Origin of the sequence: Nonomuraea sp. NPDC052129, assembly GCF_040680095.1 — a bacterium.
GTDB lineage: Bacteria > Actinomycetota > Actinomycetes > Streptosporangiales > Streptosporangiaceae > Nonomuraea.
This window is the reverse complement of record NZ_JBFAVX010000002.1, coordinates 211,750-232,882: the sequence shown is the minus strand read 5'-3', so window position 1 is coordinate 232,882 and position 21,133 is coordinate 211,750. Positions and strand designations below refer to the sequence as shown.

The 21,133-nt window shown below is 70.2% G+C and carries 21 protein-coding genes; 7 read left to right on the top strand and 14 right to left on the bottom strand.

The window, feature by feature from the left end; all coding sequences use genetic code 11:
• Nucleotides 1-15 precede the first annotated feature (15 nt).
• The gene (locus AB0L53_RS05970) at nt 16-870 is read left to right on the top strand and encodes a geranyl diphosphate 2-C-methyltransferase (protein ID WP_363990965.1); all 855 of its coding nucleotides are present in this window, start codon (nt 16-18) and stop codon (nt 868-870) included.
• Between the two features lie 102 nt (nt 871-972).
• Entirely contained in the window at nt 973-1,980 is a 1,008-nt protein-coding gene (locus tag AB0L53_RS05965; protein WP_363990962.1) for a LacI family DNA-binding transcriptional regulator, read from the top strand.
• Here the strand turns inward: AB0L53_RS05965 and AB0L53_RS05960 are convergent.
• The 4 genes from AB0L53_RS05960 to AB0L53_RS05945 are packed head-to-tail and all read right to left on the bottom strand — an operon-like array spanning nt 1,977 to nt 5,796.
• Nucleotides 1,977-2,852, bottom strand: coding sequence for a nucleoside hydrolase (locus AB0L53_RS05960; protein WP_363990959.1), 876 nt, complete (start codon nt 2,850-2,852; stop codon nt 1,977-1,979). The genes AB0L53_RS05965 and AB0L53_RS05960 overlap by 4 nt on opposite strands.
• 12 nt (nt 2,853-2,864) lie before the next feature.
• Nucleotides 2,865-3,650, bottom strand: coding sequence for a carbohydrate ABC transporter permease (locus tag AB0L53_RS05955; protein WP_363990956.1), 786 nt, complete (start codon nt 3,648-3,650; stop codon nt 2,865-2,867).
• A gap of 2 nt (nt 3,651-3,652) precedes the next feature.
• Nucleotides 3,653-4,498 carry a sugar ABC transporter permease gene (locus AB0L53_RS05950; RefSeq protein WP_357947826.1) on the bottom strand — a complete coding sequence of 282 codons (846 nt, stop codon included), beginning with the start codon at nt 4,496-4,498 and terminating at the stop codon, nt 3,653-3,655.
• Complete coding sequence (locus AB0L53_RS05945; protein WP_363990952.1) at nt 4,495-5,796, bottom strand: sugar ABC transporter substrate-binding protein; 1,302 nt, start codon at nt 5,794-5,796, stop codon at nt 4,495-4,497. Before AB0L53_RS05945 ends, AB0L53_RS05950 begins: the two co-directional genes overlap by 4 nt.
• 241 nt (nt 5,797-6,037) lie before the next feature.
• Between AB0L53_RS05945 and AB0L53_RS05940 the strand changes: the two genes are divergently transcribed.
• Entirely contained in the window at nt 6,038-8,092 is a 2,055-nt protein-coding gene (locus AB0L53_RS05940) for a beta-galactosidase (protein ID WP_363990949.1), read from the top strand.
• A 65-nt stretch (nt 8,093-8,157) separates the two neighbouring features.
• On the opposite strand, the gene AB0L53_RS05935 is transcribed toward AB0L53_RS05940, so the two are convergent.
• Together AB0L53_RS05935 and AB0L53_RS05930 are read right to left on the bottom strand one after the other, a co-directional pair.
• Nucleotides 8,158-8,622, bottom strand: a complete 465-nt coding sequence (locus tag AB0L53_RS05935; protein WP_225290909.1) for a PPOX class F420-dependent oxidoreductase — start codon at nt 8,620-8,622, stop codon at nt 8,158-8,160.
• Between the two features lie 62 nt (nt 8,623-8,684).
• On the bottom strand, nt 8,685-11,234 hold the full coding sequence (locus AB0L53_RS05930) for a caspase family protein (protein WP_363990945.1): 2,550 nt from the start codon (nt 11,232-11,234) through the stop codon (nt 8,685-8,687).
• Nucleotides 11,235-11,317: 83 nt separating this feature from the next.
• Here AB0L53_RS05930 and AB0L53_RS05925 point away from each other — a divergent pair, with 83 nt between their 5' ends.
• Complete coding sequence (locus AB0L53_RS05925; RefSeq protein WP_363990942.1) at nt 11,318-11,791, top strand: GNAT family N-acetyltransferase; 474 nt, start codon at nt 11,318-11,320, stop codon at nt 11,789-11,791.
• Nucleotides 11,788-12,270 carry a metallophosphoesterase family protein gene (locus AB0L53_RS05920; protein ID WP_363990939.1) on the top strand — a complete coding sequence of 161 codons (483 nt, stop codon included), beginning with the start codon at nt 11,788-11,790 and terminating at the stop codon, nt 12,268-12,270. The genes AB0L53_RS05925 and AB0L53_RS05920 overlap by 4 nt, the downstream gene beginning before the upstream one ends.
• A 29-nt stretch (nt 12,271-12,299) precedes the next feature.
• Here AB0L53_RS05920 and AB0L53_RS05915 read toward each other — a convergent pair whose 3' ends face one another.
• Complete coding sequence (locus AB0L53_RS05915) at nt 12,300-13,055, bottom strand: poly-gamma-glutamate hydrolase family protein (RefSeq protein WP_363990936.1); 756 nt, start codon at nt 13,053-13,055, stop codon at nt 12,300-12,302.
• A 567-nt stretch (nt 13,056-13,622) separates the two neighbouring features.
• Nucleotides 13,623-14,231, bottom strand: coding sequence for a UTRA domain-containing protein (locus AB0L53_RS05910; protein WP_363990933.1), 609 nt, complete (start codon nt 14,229-14,231; stop codon nt 13,623-13,625).
• Nucleotides 14,232-14,281: 50 nt separating this feature from the next.
• Between AB0L53_RS05910 and AB0L53_RS05905 the strand changes: the two genes are divergently transcribed.
• Nucleotides 14,282-14,722: an NUDIX domain-containing protein gene (locus tag AB0L53_RS05905; RefSeq protein ID WP_363990930.1), complete on the top strand. Its 441-nt coding sequence runs from the start codon at nt 14,282-14,284 to the stop codon at nt 14,720-14,722.
• Between the two features lie 25 nt (nt 14,723-14,747).
• Entirely contained in the window at nt 14,748-15,284 is a 537-nt protein-coding gene (locus AB0L53_RS05900; RefSeq protein WP_363990927.1) for an XdhC family protein, read from the top strand.
• Between the two features lie 24 nt (nt 15,285-15,308).
• Here AB0L53_RS05900 and AB0L53_RS05895 read toward each other — a convergent pair whose 3' ends face one another.
• The 6 genes from AB0L53_RS05895 to AB0L53_RS05870 all read right to left on the bottom strand — a co-directional run bounded on the left by AB0L53_RS05895 (nt 15,309) and on the right by AB0L53_RS05870 (nt 21,121).
• Nucleotides 15,309-15,542: a DUF6289 family protein gene (locus tag AB0L53_RS05895; RefSeq protein WP_363990925.1), complete on the bottom strand. Its 234-nt coding sequence runs from the start codon at nt 15,540-15,542 to the stop codon at nt 15,309-15,311.
• A 136-nt stretch (nt 15,543-15,678) separates the two neighbouring features.
• Nucleotides 15,679-16,986, bottom strand: coding sequence for an alpha-glucosidase/alpha-galactosidase (locus AB0L53_RS05890; protein WP_363990922.1), 1,308 nt, complete (start codon nt 16,984-16,986; stop codon nt 15,679-15,681).
• Nucleotides 16,983-17,933: a carbohydrate kinase family protein gene (locus tag AB0L53_RS05885; protein WP_363990919.1), complete on the bottom strand. Its 951-nt coding sequence runs from the start codon at nt 17,931-17,933 to the stop codon at nt 16,983-16,985. The genes AB0L53_RS05890 and AB0L53_RS05885 overlap by 4 nt, the downstream gene beginning before the upstream one ends.
• Before the next feature lie 26 nt (nt 17,934-17,959).
• Entirely contained in the window at nt 17,960-18,841 is an 882-nt protein-coding gene (locus tag AB0L53_RS05880; RefSeq protein ID WP_363990916.1) for a carbohydrate ABC transporter permease, read from the bottom strand.
• On the bottom strand, nt 18,838-19,788 hold the full coding sequence (locus AB0L53_RS05875; RefSeq protein WP_363990913.1) for a sugar ABC transporter permease: 951 nt from the start codon (nt 19,786-19,788) through the stop codon (nt 18,838-18,840). Before AB0L53_RS05875 ends, AB0L53_RS05880 begins: the two co-directional genes overlap by 4 nt.
• Nucleotides 19,789-19,798: 10 nt before the next feature.
• Nucleotides 19,799-21,121 (bottom strand): ABC transporter substrate-binding protein, encoded by a 1,323-nt coding sequence (locus AB0L53_RS05870; protein ID WP_363990910.1) that lies wholly within the window; start codon nt 21,119-21,121, stop codon nt 19,799-19,801.
• Between the last annotated feature and the right edge of the window lie 12 nt (nt 21,122-21,133).

Sequence of the window (21,133 nt, the reverse complement as noted above, 5' to 3'; positions counted from 1 at the left end):
AAGGGAATCCCTCAGGTGACCGCTACGCAGGACTCCTCCGTTCTCAGCAGCCTCTACCAGCGATCCGTCGCCGATTACTGGAACACCGAGCAGAACCCGGTCAACCTCCGGCTGGGCGAAGTGGACGGCATCTACCACCATCACTACGGCATCGGCGAGGTCGACTGGACGGTCCTGGACGGCCCCGCGGAGACCCGGGACGAACGCGTGATCAAGGAGCTCCACCGGCTCGAATCGGCGCAGGCTGACTTCCTCATGAGCCGGCTCGGCCCGCTCCAACCCCACCACCGGGTCATGGACGCGGGCTCGGGCAGAGGCGGCTCCAGCATCGTCGCCAACCTGCGGTTCGGCTGCCACGTGGACGGCGTCTCCATTTCTGAGTCGCAGGTCGCCTTCGCCAACGAGCAGGCCAGGAAGCGTGGCGTGGCCGACAAGGTGCGCTTCCACTTCCGCAACATGCTCGACACCGGCTTCGAGTCTGGAACGTTCCAGGCGATCTGGAACAACGAGAGCACCATGTACGTCGAGCTCTCGCTGCTGTTCGCCGAACACGCCCGGCTGCTGAGCCGCGGTGGCCGATACGTGTGCATCACCGGCTGTTACAACGACGCCTACGGCCTGCCGTCCCGGGCCATCAGCCAGATCAACGCGCACTACATCTGCGACATCCATCCGCGCAGCACGTACTTCAAGGAAATGGCGGCCAACCGCCTCGTCCCCATCAGCGTCGTGGACCTCACGCCCGCGACGATCCCCTACTGGGAACTCCGCGCCCAGACCGCCCTGGCCACCGGCATCGAACAGCCCTTCCTCGACGCCTACAAGAACGGCAGCTTCCAGTACCTGCTCATCGCCGCCGATCGCGCCTGACAGACGTGCCGTCCCGGCCGCCGGCGACGCGAGCGTCGCCGGCGGCACCCCTCCCCGGGGCGGCGCTCAGAGGCGTGTACCGGGCGGTAAAGTGGTGTGATCGTGGTAACCCGTAACGACGTGGCGCGCCTGGCCGGGACCTCGCCCGCCGTGGTCAGCTATGTGATGAACAACGGCCCCAAGCCGGTGTCCGCGGCGACCCGGAGCCGGGTGCTGGCGGCCGTCGAGGAGCTGGGCTACCGTCCCAACGCCGTGGCCAGGTCCTTGCGCGCGCGGCGGACCTGGACGATCGGCGTCATCGCCTCCGACAGCGCGGGCGGCAAGAGCCCGTTCTTCGGCGAGTTCACCAGATCCTGCGAGGACGTGGCCTGGGAGCGCGGCTACTCCGTCCTGCTCGGCAACTCGGCCGAGGATCCCGCACGCGCCGAGGGCTACGTGCGCTCGTTCATGGAGCGGCAGGTCGACGGCCTGGTGCTGATGCGGGTGCGCCCGTCGCCCCAGCAGGTCAAGGAGATGGAGGGCGGCATCCCGGTCGTGACGATCGACCACGAGGCGCCCCCCTTCTTCTCCAGGCTGGCCGTGGACGATGAGGAGGGCGGCCGGCTCGCGGCCGCGCACCTGGCGGGGCACGGCCACACCCGGCTCGCGTTCATCGGGGGGCCGCTGGACATCGCGGCCGTCGAGCTGCGGCTGGCAGGGTGGCGCAGGGGGCTGGCCGAGGCCGGGCTCGACAGCTCACTGGTCGCGCTGGGCCCGCTCAGCATGGAGGGCGGCTATTCGGCCGCCGTCGAGCTGCTGGCCGAGCGGCCGACCGCGGTGTTCGCCACCACTGACCATCAGGCGATCGGCGCCATGCGCGCCGCCGCCGACCTGGGCCTGCGGGTGCCCGGTGACCTGGCGATCGTCGGGTTCGACGGGGCACGCGAGTCGGCGTTCACCGTGCCGGGCCTGACGACGATCAGGCAGCCGATCGACGAGATGGCCCGCTTCGCCACGGAGACGCTGATCGCCGGGGTCGAGCAGGGCGCCCACCAGCCGGTGACGAAGATCTACCCCGCCGAGCTCGTGGTCCGCGGCTCGTGCGGCTGCCAGGACCGGCGGACGCCTTAGGTGGCGTGATCCGCCGCCACGGTCCTGGCGACGATCTGCGCGGCGACCTCGTCCGCGCGCGCCGCCACCGTGATCCTCGTGCGGCCCGCGCCTTCCGTGAACACGCTCCCGCCATCGGGACCGATCGCCACGTGGCCCTCCGGCGTGAACCCGAACAGATCGGGCGCCAGCAGGGTCAGCACCGTGATCGGGTCGTGCGGGCTGTTCCACTCCTCGTTCCAGAACCGCCACCACTGCTCGATCTCCGCCTTCAGCGCCTGCCCGAACTCGCCTGCCTCAGCGATCCTGGCCACGTCGCCGGCGTCCAGCCGCACGGTCGTGGTGATCTCCAGCCCGGTCACGGTGATCGGGGCGCCGGAGTCGAACACGATCTTCGCGGCCTCGGGGTCGCACTTGAAGTTGTGCTCCGGCTTCGCGGAGTCGAAGCGCCCGCCCATGATCCACAGGTGCCCGACGTTCGCCGCGAACTCCGGGTCGGCCTGGATGGCGTTCGCGATGTTGGTCAGCGGGCCGATCGCGACGACGTCGATCTGGCCCGGTGCCTGGCGTACCAGCTCGGTGAGGTAGGCGGCGGCGTCCGGCTCATGGGAGATCTGCTCGATGTCGAGGTCGGGGAAGAGCTTGCCCTCGTGGCCCGCCCACCAGACCTCGCGGTCGGTGAGCGTCTTCTCCGCGCCGGGCACCACGGTGAGGGTACGGCCGGCCAGCCGTACCAACCGCTGGGCCAGGCGCGCCCGCAGCGCCGTGTCACCGTAGACGGTGACACAGCCGAGCAGGTCCACCTCCGGCGACCCGAGCAGGACGGCCAGCGCGAGCGCGTCGTCCACGTCGGAGCCGAGGTCGGTGTCGAGAACGATCTGACGGTCAGCCATGATGGCCTTTCTCTATTTGAGCCCGGTCGTCGCGATGGACTGGGTGAACTGGCGCTGGAAGCGCAGGATGATGACCAGCGGGATCACGGTCAGCACGACCGAGCCGGCGAACAGCTGCCCATAGTCGATGGTGAACTGCCCGCGCATGTTGGCCAGCGCGATCGGCCCCAGCTGGTGCTCGGCGTCGGTGCCGATGAGCAGCGGCCAGACGTACGCCTGCCACTGGAAGATGAACAGCGTCAGACCCGCACTGACCAGGGCGGGACGCGACAACGGCAGATACAGCCGAGCGAACACCCCGAACCACCCCAGCCCGTCGATCCGCGCCGCCTCCACCAGCTCGGCCGGGACGGCCAGGAAGAACTGACGCAGCAGGAAGATCGCCAGGCCGTGACCGAGTCCGGGCAGGATGAGGCCCGCGTAGGTGTTCTGCAGGTTCCAGTCGCGAAACAGCGTGGCCAGCGGGATCGCGATCGCGTCGAACGGGATGAGGAAACTCAGCACGACGAGGCCGAAGAGCACGCCCTGACCCCGGAACCTGATGGCCGACAGGCCGAACGCCGCCGCCGCGGAGATGGCCAGGCCGATCAGGACGGTGGCCAGCGCGACGAGCAGCGAGTTGGCGATGGCCCGGCCGAAGCCGCCCGTCAGCAGCGCCAGGTAGTTGGCGAGCGTCGGGTCGGCGGGGATCAGCGAGTTGCCGAGGTTGCCCGTGCCGCGCAGCGAACTGCTGAGCGCCCACAGCAGGGGCAGCGCGAAGGCGAGGCCGACGGCGCCGGCGAGTGTCTTTCTGAGCATGCTCAGTCCTTGGCGCGCAGCAGGCGGAACTGGACGATGACGACCGCGAGCACGACCAGCACCAGCAGCATGACCTCGGCCTGGGCCAGGTTGAGGTCGCCGACGCTGTAGGCGCGGGTGAAGATGTCGAACATGGTGACGTTCGTGGAGCCCTGCGGGCCGCCGTTGGTCAGCATCTGGACCGGGGCGAAGACCAGGAAGTTGGAGACCGTGTCGGCCACCAGGACGAACGCCAGCGGCCTGCGCAGCAGCGGCAGCGTCACGTGCCAGAATCTGGCCCAGGACGAGGCGCCGTCGATGGCCGCCGCCTCGTAGAGCGCGCGCGGGATGTCCTGCATGCCGGCGATGAGGAACATCATCCAGTAGCCGACGCCGATCCACGACAGCAGCACGATCAGGCACCACAGCGCCTGCTGCGGCGAGGTCAGGAACGGCTGCTGCGGGATGCCCAGCACGTGCAGCACGGCGTTGAGCATCCCGTCGGGCCGGTAGGCCACGCTCCAGATGGCCGCCGACACCGCCGGCGGCACCGCGATCGGCAGGATCACCAGGGAGCGCAGGAAGCGCACCCCGGCGAACTTCTGCGTGTAGAGGACCGCCAGCGCGAGGGCGACCGCGATCTGCAGCGGGTTCACGATCAGGCTGAACACCAGCGTGACCTTGACGCTCTGCAGGAACGTCGGGTCGTCGAACAGCGTCGCGTAGTTGCCGAGCCCGACGAACGACGTCTCACCGGTGACCAGGCTGGTGTGCCGCAGGCTGCTGCCGATGGCGATGCCCGCGGGGATCAGCCGGAGCGCCAGCAGAGCCACCAGCGCGGGCGCCAGAAAGGCCAGCGCGACCTTCATCGAAGCTGCTTCCAGGCGGTGGTGATCTCCTGGGTCGCCTGGTCGAGCCGGGCCTTGGGGTCGGCGCCGTTGCGAATGTCGGCGAACGCCTTGGTCATGATGTCCTCGAACTGGATGTAGCCGACCGACCGGGGCCGCGCCACCGCCGTGTTCTGGGCGTCGTACTTCATGATCTCGCCGACGCCCTTCGCCTTGGCGTCGAGCAGGGGTACGTACTTGTCGAACGCCGCCTTGTTGGACGGGATGATCGTGGTGTTCTGCGTGGTCTGGAGGTTGCCTTCGGGGTCGAGCGCGGCGTACTCGATGAACTTCTTCGCCGCCGCCTGCCTCTTGGAGGCCGGGTTGACGCCCCATGACCACGAGCCGGTCGGGGTCACCGGCTTGCCGCCCTGGAAGTAGGGGTACGGCGCCACGCCCCACTTCAGCCCCTTGGCCGCGGCGAACGTGCCCACGTCCCAGGGGCCGCCGGCGAAGAAGGCCACCTTGCCCTCGCTGAACAGCGGCGAGGTCTGGAAGGAGCCGACGCCGCGCGGGGCCAGCTTGTTCGCGAACAGGCCGTGGTACCAGGTCATCGCCTTGAGCCAGCCGTCGGTCGTGATGGCGGGCGTCAGCATCTCGGGGCCGGTGATCCCGGATCCGCCGCCGAGCGACTCGGCGAGGCTCTGCAGCTGGTAGAACTGCTCGATCTGCTCAGGGATGACCGCCCACTGGGCGCCGGCCTTCTCCTGCGCCTTCTTGCCGGCCTCGACCGTCTGCTCCCACGTCCACCGCTTGGCCGGGTCGCTCGGCGGCGGCTGGACGCCCGCCTTCTCCAGCAACTCGGTGTTGTAGAAGAGGAACTGGTCGGAGGTCCAGATGGGCAGCGCCCACAGCTTGTCCCTGAAGACGTTGACCTCGTACTGCCCGGGGAGCGCGGCGCTCTTGACCTTGTCCGTCAGGTCCGTCAGGTCGGTGAGGAAGCCGCGGGTGGCGAGCGCGGCGACGCGCGGCTGGTCGACCGTGTAGACGTCGATCGAGTCGTCCTTGGCCGCGAGGCGCTGCTGGAGCACGCTGTTGAGCTGGTCGAAGGGGACCTGGGTGTAGTTGACCTTGGTCCCCGGGTTCTCGGCCTCGAACCCGGCGATGACCGGGGCGAAGGTCTTGGGGTCCTCAGGGCCGACGAACTGGATCGGGCCCGAGGCGTCGGCGGCCTGGCTCGCGCCGCCCGACCCGCCCGACCCGCCCGACCCGCCTGAGCCGCAGGCGGCCAGGGCGCCGGCCAGGGCTGTCGTGGCGATAACCACCCTGAAGAACTTCATCCCCTAGCTCCTTCTGGACCGAGGTCTACACGTGTCACCTTCAGGCGGCCAGGATGCCACCAAGCGCGCAGAAGGACAAGGGCCAGGTCAGGCGGCTCTCACGCCGCCTGACTGGACATTTAGGACGCATCACCTAAAGACGTTGACATATCCGCAAACCGGGCCATAGATTTTTTGCGAAACGTTTACACCGACACGTCTCGGCCCGCCGCTGCGCCGAGCCGCCCCAGGCCGGAGTGGAATGACTTCGTTAGGCTCGGGCCCGGCGCGACGGAGCAGGCATCTGACGGCCTCGCCGCGACTGGGCACGCACACCCTCACCGACGAGCGCGGGCTGCTCTTCGGCGGCGACTACAACCCCGAGCAGTGGCCCGAAGAGGTCTGGACCGAGGACGTCGAGCTGATGAAGGCGGCCGGGGTCAACCTGGTCACCGTCGGCGTGTTCAGCTGGGCGCGGATCGAGCCGAGGCCGGGCGCGCGCGACTTCGGCTGGCTGGACCGGGTGCTCGACCTGCTCGGCTCGGCCGGGATCGCGGTCGACCTGGCCACCCCGACCGCCTCGCCGCCGCCGTGGCTGGGCCACCGCTGGCCGCGCACCCTGCCCGTGGATGAGTCGGGACACCGGCTCTGGTACGGCTCGCGCAACCAGTTCTGCCCGTCGTCCCCGGCCTACCGGGAGAAGGCGCTGGCCATCGTCACCGACCTCGCCGACCGCTACGCCGGGCACCCGGCGCTGGCGCTGTGGCACGTGGGCAACGAGTACGGCCAGGTCTGCCACTGCGGTGACACGGCGGCGGCGTTCCGCACCTGGCTGCGGGAGCGCTACGGCGACCTGGACGCCCTGAACGAGGCGTGGGGCACCACCTTCTGGAGCCAGCACTACGGGGAGTGGGCCGAGATCATCACCCCGCGCCGCGCCCCGTACATGATCAACCCCACGCAGCAGCTGGACTTCTGGCGGTTCTGCTCGGACGCGCTGCTCGCGCACTACCGCGCCGAGCGCGACATCCTGCGCGAGCGCACCCCGGACGTCCCCATCACCACGAACTTCATGGGCCTGTTCAAGCCCGTCGACTACTGGGCGTGGGCGCCCGAAGAGGACATCGTCTCCAACGACTGCTACCCCGACCCGGCGGACCCGCTCTCCCCCGCGCGGACGGCGCTCACCCACGACCTGATGCGCGGGCTCGGCGGCGGGCGGCCGTGGCTGCTGATGGAGCAGGCCACGAATGGGGTGAACTGGCGCCCGCACAATCTTCCCAAATCGCCCGGACAGCTGAGGCTGGAGTCGTTGCAGGCGCTCGCCCGCGGCGCCGACGGGCTCTGCTACTTCCAGTGGCGGGCCTCCCGCTTCGGGGCCGAGCGGTTCCACGCCGCGATGGTGCCGCACGCGGGGCCGGAGACCCGGCTGCACGCCGAGGTCCGCGCCCACGGCAAGGAGTTGCGTGGGCTGGCCTCGGTGGCGGGCACGCCGGTGCCCGCCAAGGTGGCGATGGTGCACGACTGGGCCAGTTGGTGGGCGCTGGAGGAGCGCGGCCGGCCCAGTGACCGGCTCACCCTGCCCGACCAGCTCCTGCGCTTCTACCGGCCGCTGTGGGAGCGCGGCGTGACCGTGGACCTGGTGCCGCCGTCCGCGGACCTCACCGGGTACGCCCTGACCGTGGTGCCCAACCTCTACCTGATCAGCGATGGGGACGCCGCGTCCCTGACCGAGTACGTGCACCGTGGCGGTGTGTTGGTGGTCGGCCCCTTCTCCGGGGTGGCGGACCCGCGGGCGCACGTCCGTACGGGCCGCTTCCCCGCGCCGCTGCGCGAGGTGCTGGGCGCGTCCGGCGAGGAGTGGCTGCCCGCGCCGGAGGACCGGCCGGTGCGCTGCCACTGGGCCGACGGCACCGGCTTCACCGCGCGAATCTGGACCGAGCTGATGGCCGCCGAGGGCGCCGAGCCGGTGGCCACGTTCGCCGACGGCGACCTGGCCGGCCGCCCGGCGGTGCTGCGGCACGAGAGTGGCGCGGGCGTCGCCTGGTATGTGGCGACGGTGCCCGAAGCCGACGGGCTGGCCGAGCTGACCGCGCGAGTGCTGGCCGACGCGGACGTGACCGGGGCCCTGCCCGAGCTGCCGCCCGGCGTCGAGGCGGTACGCCGAGGGCCGGTGCTGTTCGTGCTCAACCACGGCGACGAGACGCGGCGCGTGCCGATCCCCTATCCGGCCGAGGACCTGCTGACCGGGTCCACGGCCGACGGCACGGTGACACTGGCGCCGCGCGCGGTCGTCGCGCTGCGGCCTCTCGACTGATCCCGTCAGAGCTGATCCCGTCAGAGCTGATCCCGCCTGAGCTGATCCCGCCTGAGCTGGTCCCGTCAGAGCGCCAGACGGGCCGGGAATCCGCCGGTCGCGATCGGACTCCAGCGGTCGATATGGAGGCGGATGAGGGACTTGCCCTGCCGCTCCATGGCGGCCCGATAGTCATCCCAATCGGGGTGCTCGCCGGAGATGCACCTGTAGTAGTCCACTAGCGCGTCGAGCGCCTCGGGCATGTCCAGCACCTCGGCCCGCCCGTCGACCTGGACGTACGGGCCGTCCCAGTCGTCGGACAGCACGCAGATCGAGGCCCGCTCGTCACGGCGGGCGTTGCGCGTCTTGGCCCGATCGGGATAGGTGGACACCACGATCCGGCCGCCTTCGTCCACCCCGCAGGACACGGGCGAGAGCTGAGGCCGCCCGTCGGCACGGGTGGTCGACAGCAGGCCGTGATGCCTGGGACGGAGGAAATCAAGGAGTTCGGGCAGTTCGACACGGTTGGCGGTCGCGACCCTCGGAGCCATTTCTTCCCATACCTTTCCGCGCCCGGCCATCGGCGGCGGCCGGCGCCAAGACTCCGATCCTTTCACCTCCTCGGTTCAGACGACGGTTCGCGTTCCGTTGTGGCACTCGGACGGCTCAGATAGGCGCCGACCGCGACGCAGACCGCCGCGAGAGACAGGACCAGCAGTCGCGCCGGATGAGTCGGAGCCGCCTCCAGGGTTTCCAGCCCCCACTGGGAGAGATTGGGAAAGGAGTTGTAGTAGTGGCCGACCCCGTACAGCAGCCCGACGATCACCGAGAGCCGCGCGGCGGCCAGGATGTACGGTCGTGGACGCGCCGACAACGCGGCGATCAGCAGCATCACGAGCAGAGCGGGCTGGTAGGCGGCGGCCATCTGATTCCTGCCGGTGGTCAGGTGATACACCTCGACCAGGTCGTACGTCACGAGCAAGGTCGCCGCCAGCCCGAGTGCCATCGGGACCCATGGCAGGCCCTGGCGCGCGTGACGGACGAGGTGGAGGACGGCCAGCACGACGAAGCCGCCGGCGAGGGCGACCGTGGCGATCCATATCGGGGTCTCCCCGGGACCACGCGTGATGTCGTTGGGGGCGGCCAGATGGGCGGTGATCGCGGCCAGAGCCAGGCCGGCTATGACCCGGTCGAGGAATCTCCACCGGCCGGGGGCGGCGGATGTCGTCTCGAACAGCACGGCCGCGAGCACCAAGACGCCCGCGGCGGCCGCCACCCATCCAGTCACGGGCTGCGGTCCCCGTGCCCAGGAGAAGACGGACAGCTCGCCGAGGTAGACGGCGGCGAGCCCGAACGTGGCGCCGACGGCCACATCGCGCTCAAGGCGGCCGGGCGGCAGCAGGCCGACCAGGACGGCGGCGGTCACCAGAAGCGCCAGCCAGATCGAGGCGATCGGCGTTGCGAGCGCAAACATCGGCGTGCCGACCAGCAACAGGGCCGCCGCCAGCGCCGCCGCCCGCACGGGCATGAACCACCGCGACGGCCCGGCCGCCGGTGACGCGGGCACGGACGGGGAGACCGCGCTGGTCGCAGGCGTGAGTGCCGCAGGCGTCGGTGGCGCGGGCGTGAGCGTCGGTGACGGTGTCGGTGGCGCTGGCGCGGGTGGCGCTGGCGTCGGTGTCGCGGGCGTCAGTGGCGTGGGCGTCAGTGGCGTGGGCGTGGGTGTCGCGGGCTTCGGTGTCTTGGAGGCTGCCCCGACAGGCTCGGCGGGCCCACTGGCCCGTTTCGCGACCCGGGGAGCCGGGGCCGCCGCGCTCAGGGCCTTCGTGGCGGCCCCCGACACGAGTCGGCTGTCGTCGTCGGCCAGCGCCTCCAGGGCCAGCCGTGCCGCCAGGGCCAACCCTTCGTGCCTGCTGTGGCGCAGCCGTTCCAGCTCCCCCACCGCACCGGCCCTGATCTTGGCGATCGGGTGGTCGATCGCGTGCTGGAGTTCTTCCGGCAGTGACACCGGCCGGCTGACAGGGCGCGCTCTCCTGGCGATGTACATGTCGCCCTGCACGTCGAACGTCCACTTGCCCGGTGTCTGGCTGGGTGTGGTGCGCCGTACGGTGTCGTAGACGTGGTCGTACAGCTCGTCGATGGCGACATAGCCATCCGAGTCCCGGTCGGCCTCGCCGCTCTCCAGCCCTTCCACCAGGGCGCTGGTGAAGACGGAGGGCGACAGCTCCTGGGTGTCCGCCAGTTCGGTGCCGTCGAAGGCGTACTCCATGGCGTTGGACGCGGTGATCACCACGCGACCGCGCCCGCCGAACTGCTCCTCGACGTTGACGCCCAGTCCGGCGCGCGGCAGCGCCCCGCGCGCGAAGGCGCCCGCGTAGCAGCAGTCGAGCAGCAGGACGATGCGGCGCGACCGGCTGCGGCTCATCCGCCGGTTGACGAACTCGGCCGGCACCGCGGTCGCCGCGAGCCGGTTCAGCTTGGTGGTGGGCGTGGCGAAGTACAGTTCGCCGGATTCGTCCTTAACGCCGTGACCCGAGAAGTGCAGCAGGAGCAGATCGCCGGGATCGCGGTCGGCGAAGAACTCCTCCACCGCCTCGTTGACGTCCTGCGTGGTCTCGTTGAGCATCGTGCGGACGTCGAACCCGCCGATCCGCCGGTCTCCCAGCACGCGGGCCAATGCCTGGGCGTCCAGCGACGGGGCGCGCAGCCGCCGCAACCCGGGATCGGCGTACTCGTCGCTCGCCACGATCAGCGCCATCCGCGTGCCGCTCAGCGGACGCTCGCCGCCGCGGGCGGCGCGTCGGCGCAGCCACTCGTCGGTGAGCCGCCGCTGCTCGCGGGACGGTACCCCGGTCAGTTCGAGCAGGTCGCCGTCGACGCCGAGCTTGACCGAGCGGTTCTGATCGCGCTGCAGCCAGGCCGTCACCGCGTTCACGACCGCCGCGAGCAGGTCCATGCCCGCCAGCGAGATGACCAGGCCGCCCACGGCGAATGACAGGATGGCCCTGGTGCCTGGCGGCGGCTCGCCGGTCTCGGGTGCGACGTCCAGTATGTCGAGTTCGAGTAATTCGCCGCGCAACCCGGCGGTCAGCCGCTCCAGCTCCTGCGCGTCCGCGCCGCCGTCGAGCACGTGCACGGTCAGCCGCGTCACCTCATCGGCCATCCACTACCCCCCGCCCCGGAGCGTGTCGAGCGCATCATAAGCCCGGGGATCGACCCTCGAACAGCCCGGATATCGTGAGCCGTATGGACATGATCGAAGCCCCACGGCTGGTCCTGCTGCCCCTGCGGGTCGAGCACGCGGACGAGATGGCCGTCGTGCTCGCCGATCCCGCCCTGCACGCCTTCATCGGCGGCGCGCCCGCGACCGCGCAGGAGTTGCGCAGCCGCTACGAGCGGCTGGTCGCCGGGCCGGTCGGCTGGCGCAACTGGGTGATCCAGCTGCGCGAGGACGACGCTCTGGTGGGCTACGTGCAGGCCACGATCGACCGCCGCACGGCCGAGCTCGCCTGGGTGGTCGGCACGCCCTGGCAGGGCCGAGGCCTGGCCGGCGAGGCCACCAAGGCGCTGGTCGGCTGGATCGCGGGCCAGGAGATCGACACGATCGTCGCGCACATCCACCCCGACCACGCCGCCTCGGCCGCCGTCGCCGCTTCCGTCGGTCTGCGCCCCACCGACCGGTGGCAGGACGGCGAGGTGCGCTGGGAGGCGCCGGTATGAGAGTGGCGGTCCTGTCCGACACCCATGCCCCTCGGCATTGGAAGTCGTGCCCGGACCGGGTGGCCGCGCAGTTGCGAGAGGCCGACGCCATCCTGCACGCGGGCGATGTCTGCACGGGTGCGGTGCTGGCCGAGCTGGCGGCGTACGCGCCGGTTCACGCGGTGAAGGGCAACAACGACGGGCCCGACGTGGACGCGCCCGAGACGCTGGAGTTCGAGCTCGCCGGGCTCCGGGTGGCGATGATCCACGACAGCGGTACGGCCAAGGGACGGTGGGAGCGTATGCGGCGACGTTTCCCGGACGCCGAACTGGTGGTGTTCGGGCACTCGCACATCCCGCTCGACCATCACGAGGACGGGCTGCGGATCTTCAACCCGGGCTCCCCGACCGACCGCCGCCGCCAGCCGCACGGGACGATCGGTCTGCTCGTGATCGAGGAGGGGCGCCTGGTGTCGACGGAGATCGTGCCCGTCACCTGATGGCGCCGCGTCGGCGGACCGCCCCGATATCAGTCGCTCAGGGCCTTGTTGACCACTGCGGTGTAGGCGTAGAACGCCTTGGTGCGGTTCGCCGGATTCTCGATCGAGCTACGGGTGAGATCGCCGTCGGCGAAGAACCGCTTCCGCTGGGCGCTGCTGATCTCCAGCTGAAGGCCCTTGCCACGGCGGTTCTTGTTGGCGATGTTGTCCGGGCTCGACCCGTCGAGACCGTCCGGGACCTCCCGCGCCACCGTGAACCCGGCGGCGCGCAGCCCGGCGGTGACCCGCTCGACCAGCGCCGTGTCCCGGCCGCCGACGTACGTGCTCGCCTCGGTGCTGTCGGAGTAGCCGTGCCAGGAGACGGTACGGTCGACCTGGGACAGCAGCGTGAGCGCCCGGGGCTCGTCGAACCGGCTGGCGGTGATGTGCAGGGTGCCGTTGCCTGTGGACTTGATGCCCTCGAACGCGTAGAAGGCGGCCTGGCTCGCTTGGGCGCTGTAATCCGCGAGCTGGGACGTGCCGGCCTCGATGCTTCCCCCGTGAATGGCGATGTGCGCCACCTTCGCGCCCTGAGGGAAGCGCTTGACGCGCCGGTAGTCGGTGCCCTCGGTCTCATGCGCGGCGAGCTCGGCGTAGTTCGAGTACGTGTCGGCGAGGCGGTGCTGGGCGGCGGCGGGAGCGCGGTGCTGGGCGGAAGCGGAGGCAGGCGCCGGGGCAAGCGCGAGGCCGCCCGCGATGACGGCGACCCCGGCGCGCGTCAGAACCGATGGAAGTAAGACAGCCATGTTCATGCCCCCGGGCCTAGGAAACGCTTGACCCGTCCAACGATAGTCCGTCAGCGGGGACGGGCCTGTACGACCGCTTTCGGGGCGCCGAGGACTACGAGCGCACATTCGCGAAGAACTCCCGGGCCGGCTTCGCACGCTGACGTGATCTCCGCGAATTTCCGGTAGGCGGAAGCCCGGAACGCCACACTCGTTCTACCGGGCTCGTCCGGACAACACCTCTGTCCAGATCACCCGGGCTTCAGATGATGGAGGCGCGTCGCGAAGGTCTCTGTACCTGAACGCGACCCGACTGGCAGCGCGGGCTGGATCCACCGCCGGATGCCAGGCATAGATAAAGCGCTTACGCCGATCGTCCCATCCAGTGCGCCACCAGAACCGGTCGCCGTCGCACCACACGACCAAGCCCACCCAGACCGACACCAGCGCCAGGCCGTAGCCGTCGTGCACATCAGCGGAGATCTTCCAGCGATCAAGCTCGGATCGCAAAGACTCGGCCGTCTCCAGCGGCGAGACACCCCTCGCGCCGAGGTTGCCTATGACTCCTCTAGAGGAGTTCGTCAAGCGTTATCGGGCGGGAAGTTCGTACGAGAGCGGGTAGGCATCGCTGGACATCACCGTGTCGCACACCTCCACGGCGCGACCATCGGCGTCATATGCCGTACGGGCCAGGTGAAACACCGGAACGCCCGGAGCCAGTCTGAGCGCCCGCGCCTCGTCGCGAAGCGGCATCCGGGAGCGGATCTCCTCCACGAAGTGATCCAGCTGGTAACCCAGCTCCTCCAGCCGAGCGTAGATCCCGCCCGGCCCGCTGTCCGGCTGCGCGATCTGGGTGCCCCGAGCGATCTTCACGGGAATGTACGAGATGGCCGTCTCGACCGGCTGACCGTTGATCAGGTACCGGCGCGACCGGACAATGACTGGATCTTCCGAGGTGATCCCGGGCTGCTCAGCCACGTCGGCCGAAGGCCGCTCTTCGCTGACCTTGATGGAGTCCACGGTTGGATTCCCACCCGCTGCCTCGGTCTCCGCGATGAATGCGGCCTTGCCCTGCTCGCGATGGCGACGGGCGAACCGGTCAGAGGCCAGCCGGCGCACCGGCGGGTGAGAGCGGACGAAGACGCCGCGCCCATGTTCGGCGGCAGCTCGGCCACGACCACTCCTCAACTCGTACATACATGTACCGCAGCCTGAGAATAGCGATCAGCGGCCCCGGAGGTAATCCGATGGATCACCACAGCACGCAGCACTCCGTCAGCGTGGCAGGCGTGATCATCGACGACCAAGGCCGCGTGCTCCTCACCCAGCGCAGAGACAACGGCCGCTGGGAAGCACCCGGCGGAATCCTGGAGCGCGACGAGGACGTCACCAGCGGTCTGCTCCGGGAGGTCCACGAAGAGACCGGCCTGCAGGTCGAGCCCATCGCCCTGACCGGCGTCTACAAGAACATGACGCACGGCATCATCGCTCTGGTCTTCCGTTGCAAGGTCATCGGCGGCCGGCTCACCGAAACCGACGAGACCCGCGCCTTCCGCTGGGTCACCGCGGAAGAGGTCCAAGAACTCGCATCCGAGGCATTCGCCATCCGTGTCCTCGACGCCATGCGCCACGACCAAGCGCCGGCCATTCGCAGTCATGACGGCGTCCGCCTACTGAGGACGATGTAGCCCGATCGCGTGCGAGACTGCTGGCATGGCCCATTCGCATGACGCCCACGCGCATGACGCGGACGCGCTCTGTGACGTCGCCCATGGCGAGGCGGCGGCCGGTGCCGAAGGCCGCGCCCTCGTCGCCGTGTTCGCCTCACCGGTCGCCGGCTACCTGCTGCGTTACGGCGCCGACCTGGGATTCCGCGGGATCCTTTTCGAGCCCGACCCCGGCCGGGCGGCCGCGCCGGAGGGGTTCGAGGTCGTCACCGCGCCCCCGGCGGATCTGGACGGCACCGCGGACATCGTGCTCACCGACCACCACCGTCCCGAACTCGCCGCTGTGCTGCACGAGCTGCTCGCGCACAAGTGCCGGTGGATAGGTGTGATGGGCAGCCCGCGCCATCCGGCGCCCTATCTCCAGGCGCTGGCCGAGCTGGGCGCGACGGAGGAGGACATCGCCCGGGTGCACCGGCCGATCGGGCTCAACATCGGCTCGCGCACGCCACCGGAGATCGCCGTCGCGACGCTGGCCGGTCTGCTCGCCGACCGCAACGGACGGCCGGGCGGCTTCGCCTTCTGAAGCCACCCGGCCACGGTGCCCGGTTCAGCAGGGGGTCTCGACGAAGTCCTTGTAGATCGAGCGGGAACCCCATCTGGACTCGGCGCCTTCACAGTCCTCGTACATGGCGCCCACCACCGTGGTCCAGGTGGAGTCCGAGTAGTACGTGGTGACGCAGTGGTAGCCGAGCGCGCAGACCCGGGCGTACGCGGGAGCGCTGGTGAAGGTCGTGAGGGTGGCGAGGGCGAGGAGTACGGCCAGCAGTACGCGGCGAATCATGAAGATCCTTCCCAATCGAGGAAGCAGCACTGCCGTTGATGATCGATCACCGCGGCCCCGAGCTCAAGACGCGTAAGGATCTTGACTCATACTGTCCTGAGCTCGGGCAGGCGACCGTCATGAATAGGCAGCAGGCCTAGCCGAGGGTGGCGCGCAGGGCGGGCTGCAGGCGGTCGGCGTGGGCCCGCACCATGTCGTCGCACAGCTCCCAGATCCGCTCCACGGGCAGGGCCGCGGCGGTCGCCGGGTCCGTCATGGCGGCGTGGCGGATGTGGCGCGGATCGTCCTCCAGCGCGGCCCGCACGACCAGGTCGTTCATGCTGAGGTAGGTGCGGTTGAGCGCGGCCAGCTGCGGGGGCAGCTCGCCGACGCGGGTGGGCTGCACGCCCATCGCGTCGACCAGGCAGGGCACCTCGACGGTCCCCCGGGCGGGGAGGTTGCTGATCAGGCCGTGGTTGGGCACGTTCCCGTAGATGGTCCTGGGCGTGCCCGTGGTGATGCTGTGGATGATCTGCGGGGCGTACTCCATGGTCCCGTCGACCGGCAGCGGCTCTCCGGCGGCCAGGGCGTCGCGGGTCCGCTCGTAGATGGCCACGTTCTCGTCGACGATGTCCAGGTAGGCGCCGATGGGCAGGCGCAGCCGGTCGATCTCGCTGTCGTGGCCCAGGTACCAGGGCACGTACTCGGAGGAGTGCTCGCTGGTCTCGGTCGGGTAGTAGCCCAGCCGCCGGTACATGTCGACGCGGACGCGGCGGCGCAGCTGCTCGTCCGCGGCGATCAGGGCGTCGAGCCGGGGGTACAGGTCGACGCCGTCGTGCTCGAACCGCAGCACCCACGCCTGGTGGTTGACGCCCGCGGCCCGGTAGGTCACCTGTTCGAACGGCACGCCCACCAGGTCGGACAGGTCGCGCATCGTCCAGTAGACCGAGTGGCACAGCCCCACCACACGGGTGAGCCCGGTGGCCTCGGCCAGGTATTGGACGTTCATCGCCATCGGGTTGGTGTAGTTGAGCAGCCACGCCTCGGGGCAGACGGCGGCGATGTCCTCGCCCAGCGCCTTCAGCAGCGGAAACGTGCGCAGCGCGCGGAAGATGCCGCCGACGCCGAGGGTGTCGCCGATGGTCTGGCGCACGCCGTACCGGGCGGGGATCTCGAAGTCGGTGCGGGTCGCCTCGCCCATGCCGACCTGGACGATGTTGATGACGAAGTCGGCGCCGGTGAGCGCTTCGCGCCGGTCGGCGTGCGCGGTGATCCGCGGGCTCGCCCCGCGCTCGGCGGCGATGTGCCGGGCGGCGGCCGTCGCGGTGCTCAGGCGCTCGGCGTCGATGTCGTGCAGGGCGATGCGGGCCTCCTTCAGCTCGGCGAACGCGAACAGGTCCGCCAGGAGGCCCTGGGTGAAGACGACGCTCCCGGCGCCGATGAATGCGATCTTCGGGGTGTTCATGTCGGCTGCTGATCCTTGCTGGGGACGTGTGCGACGGCCTCATCCCAGGTGGGCTGGGCCGGGGTGCCGCCTTGGGCACGGGTGGACAGGGCGCCGCAGACGGCGGCGAGGTCCAGGGCTCGGGCGGGGGGCAGTCCGGCCAGGGTCGCGGCGATGAAGCCGGCGTCGAAGCTGTCGCCCGCGCCGACCGCGTCCACGGGCGTGACGGTGATGCCGCGGGTTGTCACGAGCGCGCGCCCGTCGTGGCAGAGGGCGCCGTCCGCGCCGTTCTTGACCACCACCAGCGGCCCCCGCGCGGCGAGCGCCGCGGCGGCCGCCTCCAAAGACGCGTCCTGGGAGCGCGCGAGGTTGCGTGCCTCGTGCGCGTTGGGGAGCAGGATGTCGGTCTCGGCGAGTACGGCGGCCAGCCCCGACGGATCCCACAGCCCGGCGGGGTCGTCGTTGGTGTCGAGCGAGGTCGTGGCGCCGTGGGCCCGCGCGGTACGCAACAGGCCGGGCAGCGCCTTCGCCAGCCCCGGCATGAGGAAGTAGGAGGCGGCGTGCACGTGCCGGGTGGCGGCCAGCAGCGACTCGGGCACGTCGTCGCCGCCGGTCGCGGCCAGGGTGCCGGGTGCGGTCAGGATGGCGCGGTCGCCGCCGTCGCGGGTGAGCACGACAGTGAGCGGGGTGGACAGCTTCGGATCCACACGCAGCGCCTCGGTGTCGACCCCACGGGCGTTCAGGACGTCGCGGACGTAGCGGCCGGCGTCGTCGTCGCCGACGCGCCCGGCGAACGCGACGCGCAGGCCCAGGCGCGCGGCGCCGCAGGCCATGATCGCCGCGGAGCCGCCGAGGGTGAGCGCGCCCTCGCCGACGAGTTGCTCGCGCTGCTCGAAGGCGAGCGGGGCGTCCAGGGGGCCGATGATGACGTCGGGGTTGGCGTCGCCGATGACAAGCAGGTCGAACATGGACTTCCTGTAGCTGGAGATGGGTTTCAGCCCTTGAGGCCGCTGGAGGTGATGGACCGGATGAAGGACTTCTGGGCGCCGACGAAGGCGAGCAGCACCGGCAGGACCGTGATGACGTTCCCGGCCATGACCGCCGCCCACTGCGTGTGGTGCTTGCCCTGGAAGGTGGCCAGGCCCAGTTGCAGGGTGTACTGGGTGTCGTGGTTGATGGCGATCAGCGGCCAGGTCAGATCGTTCCAGGTGGTGAGGAACGTCAGGATCGCCACAGTGCTCAGCGCGGGCCGCGACAGCGGCAGCACGATGCGGAACAGCACCCGCAGCCGCGAGCAGCCGTCCATCCAGGCGGCCTCCTCCAGTTCCCTGGGCAGCGAGAGGAAGAACTGCCGCAGCAGGAACACCGCGAACGGCGTGACCAGCGACGGCACGATCAGCGCGCCCAGCGTGTCGATGAGCCCGAAGCTCTTCATGACCAGGAACGTCGGGATCATCGTCAGCTGGAACGGGATGGCCATCGTGGCCAGCATCAGCACCAGCAGGACGCGGGAGCCGAAGAACCGCATGCGGGCGAAGGCGTAGCCGCCGAGCGCGCCGAACACCAGGTTGGAGGCGACCGCGACACCGGAGACGATCAGCGAGTTGAGGAACCAGCGCGGGAACAGCGCGTTGTTGAGCACGTACCGGTAGCCGCCCAGGTTGATCCCTGACGGCCACAGCGCGGGCGGGAAGCGGTTGATCTCCGCGTTGGTCATCACGGAGCTGATCAGCAGCCAGACCAGCGGGATCGCGAAGATCAGCGCGAGCGGCGCCAGCAGCAGGTGCCAGGGACTGAAGGGGAGCCGCCGCGCGCGGCCCGGACGGCTCACGCCCGCGTGCGCGGCCCGGCGTTGGGTGGTGGCGGTCGCCGTCATCGGGTGGCTCCTTCGAGGCGCTGGCGCTCGCGGCTGCGGATCACGCGCAATCCGGCGGCGATCACGAACAGGGCCACGGCGAGGACGTATGCGGCGGCGGCTCCGTAACCGGCCGTGAAGTTCTTGAACGCCTGCTCCCAGATGAAGTAGACGATCACCGTGGTGGCGCCGAGCGGGCCGCCCTTGGTCGTCACGTACACCAGGTCGAAGACCTGCAGGGCGTTGATGGTCTGCCAGAGCACCAGGAACACGCTGACCGGCGTGAGCGTGGGCAGGGTGACGTGGCGCAGCAGGTGCCACCGCCCGGCGCCGTCCAGCCGCGCCGCCTCGATCAGCGGCTGCGGTACGTCCTGGAGGGCCGCGAGATACACCACCACGCAGAACCCGAGGCCGCTCCACAGGCTGACGGCCACCAGGACAGGCAGGGCCTGGGCGGGGTCGGTGAAGAACCCCTGGGGAGAGATCCCGAGCCAGTGCAGCACCGAGTTGGCCGCCCCGAACTGCGGGTCCAGGATGAACGAGAACAGCGTCCCCTGTGCCGTGGCCGAGATGACGAACGGCACGACGAACAGCGTGCGGTAGAGGCCGACGAACCTGATCCGCCGGTTCAGGGCGAGGGCGAGCGCCAGTCCCAGCACGATGCTGAGCGGTACGTACAGGGCCGTGTAGACCAGCGTGTTGCGTACGGCCTGGCCGAAGTGCGGGTCCTTGGTCAGCGCGTAGTAGTTGTCCAGCCCCACCCAGCGGCTGGGCGTGACCAGGTCGTCGGCCTGGAAGGACAGTAGGAACGACCAGACCGTGGGCACGATGCTGAGCCCAAGGATGATCAGGACGGCGGGGGTGATGAACGTCCAGGCGGTCGCCGACTCCTGGCGGCGGGCCTGGCGCCGGGCCCGTTGCCGCAGCTCGTGGCCGGAGATGGTGATGGGGGTGGGCAGAGACGACATGCGAGGCTCCTCAACGCGGGATGAGCAGGGCGGCGTTGGCCTCTTCGGCACAGGTGCGCAGCGCTTCGGCGGGGGTGCTCTTGCCGAGCAGCACGGCGATGACGGCTTGCCCGAGCGCCTGGGAGATCTGCGGGTAGGCGGGGTGCGTGGGGCGTACCCGGGCCGTCTCCAACGTCTTGACGAACACCGGCAGGCCCTCGGTGTCCGCCTCCTGCTTGCGCCAGGCGGGCAGCTGCTGGGTGGGGCGGCTCAGCGGCAGGCTGCCCGCCTCCACGTCCCAGCGCACGTCCTGCGCGGGTTGCATGAGCCAGGTCAGGAAGGTACGGCTGGCCTTCACCCGCGCTTCACCGTTGTCGAACATGGTCCAGGTGTCGGGGCCCGAGATCGTGATCGGCCGCCCGCTGAAGGTGGGCAGGGGCACCACCTGATAGTCGATCTTGGCGGTCTGGATGTCGGGCAGCTGCCACGGGCCGGTGACCGACATCCCCATCAGGCCGGACAGGAACACCTGGTACATCTGCTCGCTGCCGGGCTTGGGGTCGATGTAGACGCTCTTGTCCTTGGCGAGCGACTCCACCACCTGTAGCGCCTGTACGCCCACGTCGGCGAACCCGATGCCGCGCCCGTCCTTGCCGATCACGTCGCCGCCCAGGTCCCAGATCAGCGGCCACAGCCGCCAGACCGTGTCCTCGTCGGCCGCGCCCGGCCAGCCCGTGCCGAACCGGCCGCGGCTCGCGTCGGTCAGCCGCTTGGCCGTCTCGATGAACTCCGGCCATTTCCAGCCTGGCTGGGGCAGCGGCACCCCGGCGTCGCGGAACACCTTCTTGTTGCAGACCACGGCCAGCGAGTCGAGCAGCGCGGGAGCCGCGCGTACCTGGCCGTTGATCGTGACGGCGGCCCGCGCCGGCGCCCAGAAGTCGTTCCACGGCGTGGGACCGGACTCGACCATACTGGTCAGATCCACCACCTGGGGACTGCGCGCGACGTTCGCCAGGTCCGAGCCGAAGATATAGGCGATGTCGGGGTAGGAGCCGGACGCGAGCGCGGCGGTGATCTTCTGCAGCATCGCGTCGGCCAGCACTCCCCCGCCCATGTCCACCCGGATGTCGGGGTGGGCGCGCTCGAAGTCGGCCACCAGTCGCGCCATGGCCTCTTTGGCGGTGTCGGTCTGGCCGTGCCAGAGCTCGATCGTGACCCGCCCGTCGGCGCCGACACCGTCGCCGGCGCCGCTCGCGCACCCGGCCAGCGCCGTTCCCGCCACCGCCGTGAGCGCCAGGGCATATCCGCCGCGCAACACGTCCCGGCGGGAGGGCGGTGGGGCAACGCGCTCCATCTTTACCTCCAA

Coding starts and splice junctions, on each gene's coding strand:
- AB0L53_RS05895 (WP_363990925.1), bottom strand. CDS start 15,542: ATGATTCGCCGCGTACTGCTGGCCGTACTCCTCGCCCTCGCCACCCTC.
- AB0L53_RS05890 (WP_363990922.1), bottom strand. CDS start 16,986: ATGAACACCCCGAAGATCGCATTCATCGGCGCCGGGAGCGTCGTCTTC.
- AB0L53_RS05875 (WP_363990913.1), bottom strand. CDS start 19,788: ATGTCGTCTCTGCCCACCCCCATCACCATCTCCGGCCACGAGCTGCGG.
- AB0L53_RS05955 (WP_363990956.1), bottom strand. CDS start 3,650: ATGCTCAGAAAGACACTCGCCGGCGCCGTCGGCCTCGCCTTCGCGCTG.
- AB0L53_RS05940 (WP_363990949.1), top strand. CDS start 6,038: ATGACTTCGTTAGGCTCGGGCCCGGCGCGACGGAGCAGGCATCTGACG.
- AB0L53_RS05915 (WP_363990936.1), bottom strand. CDS start 13,055: ATGGCTGTCTTACTTCCATCGGTTCTGACGCGCGCCGGGGTCGCCGTC.
- AB0L53_RS05930 (WP_363990945.1), bottom strand. CDS start 11,234: ATGGCCGATGAGGTGACGCGGCTGACCGTGCACGTGCTCGACGGCGGC.
- AB0L53_RS05905 (WP_363990930.1), top strand. CDS start 14,282: ATGGATCACCACAGCACGCAGCACTCCGTCAGCGTGGCAGGCGTGATC.
- AB0L53_RS05900 (WP_363990927.1), top strand. CDS start 14,748: ATGGCCCATTCGCATGACGCCCACGCGCATGACGCGGACGCGCTCTGT.
- AB0L53_RS05945 (WP_363990952.1), bottom strand. CDS start 5,796: ATGAAGTTCTTCAGGGTGGTTATCGCCACGACAGCCCTGGCCGGCGCC.
- AB0L53_RS05960 (WP_363990959.1), bottom strand. CDS start 2,852: ATGGCTGACCGTCAGATCGTTCTCGACACCGACCTCGGCTCCGACGTG.
- AB0L53_RS05885 (WP_363990919.1), bottom strand. CDS start 17,933: ATGTTCGACCTGCTTGTCATCGGCGACGCCAACCCCGACGTCATCATC.
- AB0L53_RS05950 (WP_357947826.1), bottom strand. CDS start 4,498: ATGAAGGTCGCGCTGGCCTTTCTGGCGCCCGCGCTGGTGGCTCTGCTG.
- AB0L53_RS05910 (WP_363990933.1), bottom strand. CDS start 14,231: ATGTACGAGTTGAGGAGTGGTCGTGGCCGAGCTGCCGCCGAACATGGG.
- AB0L53_RS05920 (WP_363990939.1), top strand. CDS start 11,788: ATGAGAGTGGCGGTCCTGTCCGACACCCATGCCCCTCGGCATTGGAAG.
- AB0L53_RS05880 (WP_363990916.1), bottom strand. CDS start 18,841: ATGACGGCGACCGCCACCACCCAACGCCGGGCCGCGCACGCGGGCGTG.
- AB0L53_RS05935 (WP_225290909.1), bottom strand. CDS start 8,622: ATGGCTCCGAGGGTCGCGACCGCCAACCGTGTCGAACTGCCCGAACTC.
- AB0L53_RS05925 (WP_363990942.1), top strand. CDS start 11,318: ATGGACATGATCGAAGCCCCACGGCTGGTCCTGCTGCCCCTGCGGGTC.
- AB0L53_RS05870 (WP_363990910.1), bottom strand. CDS start 21,121: ATGGAGCGCGTTGCCCCACCGCCCTCCCGCCGGGACGTGTTGCGCGGC.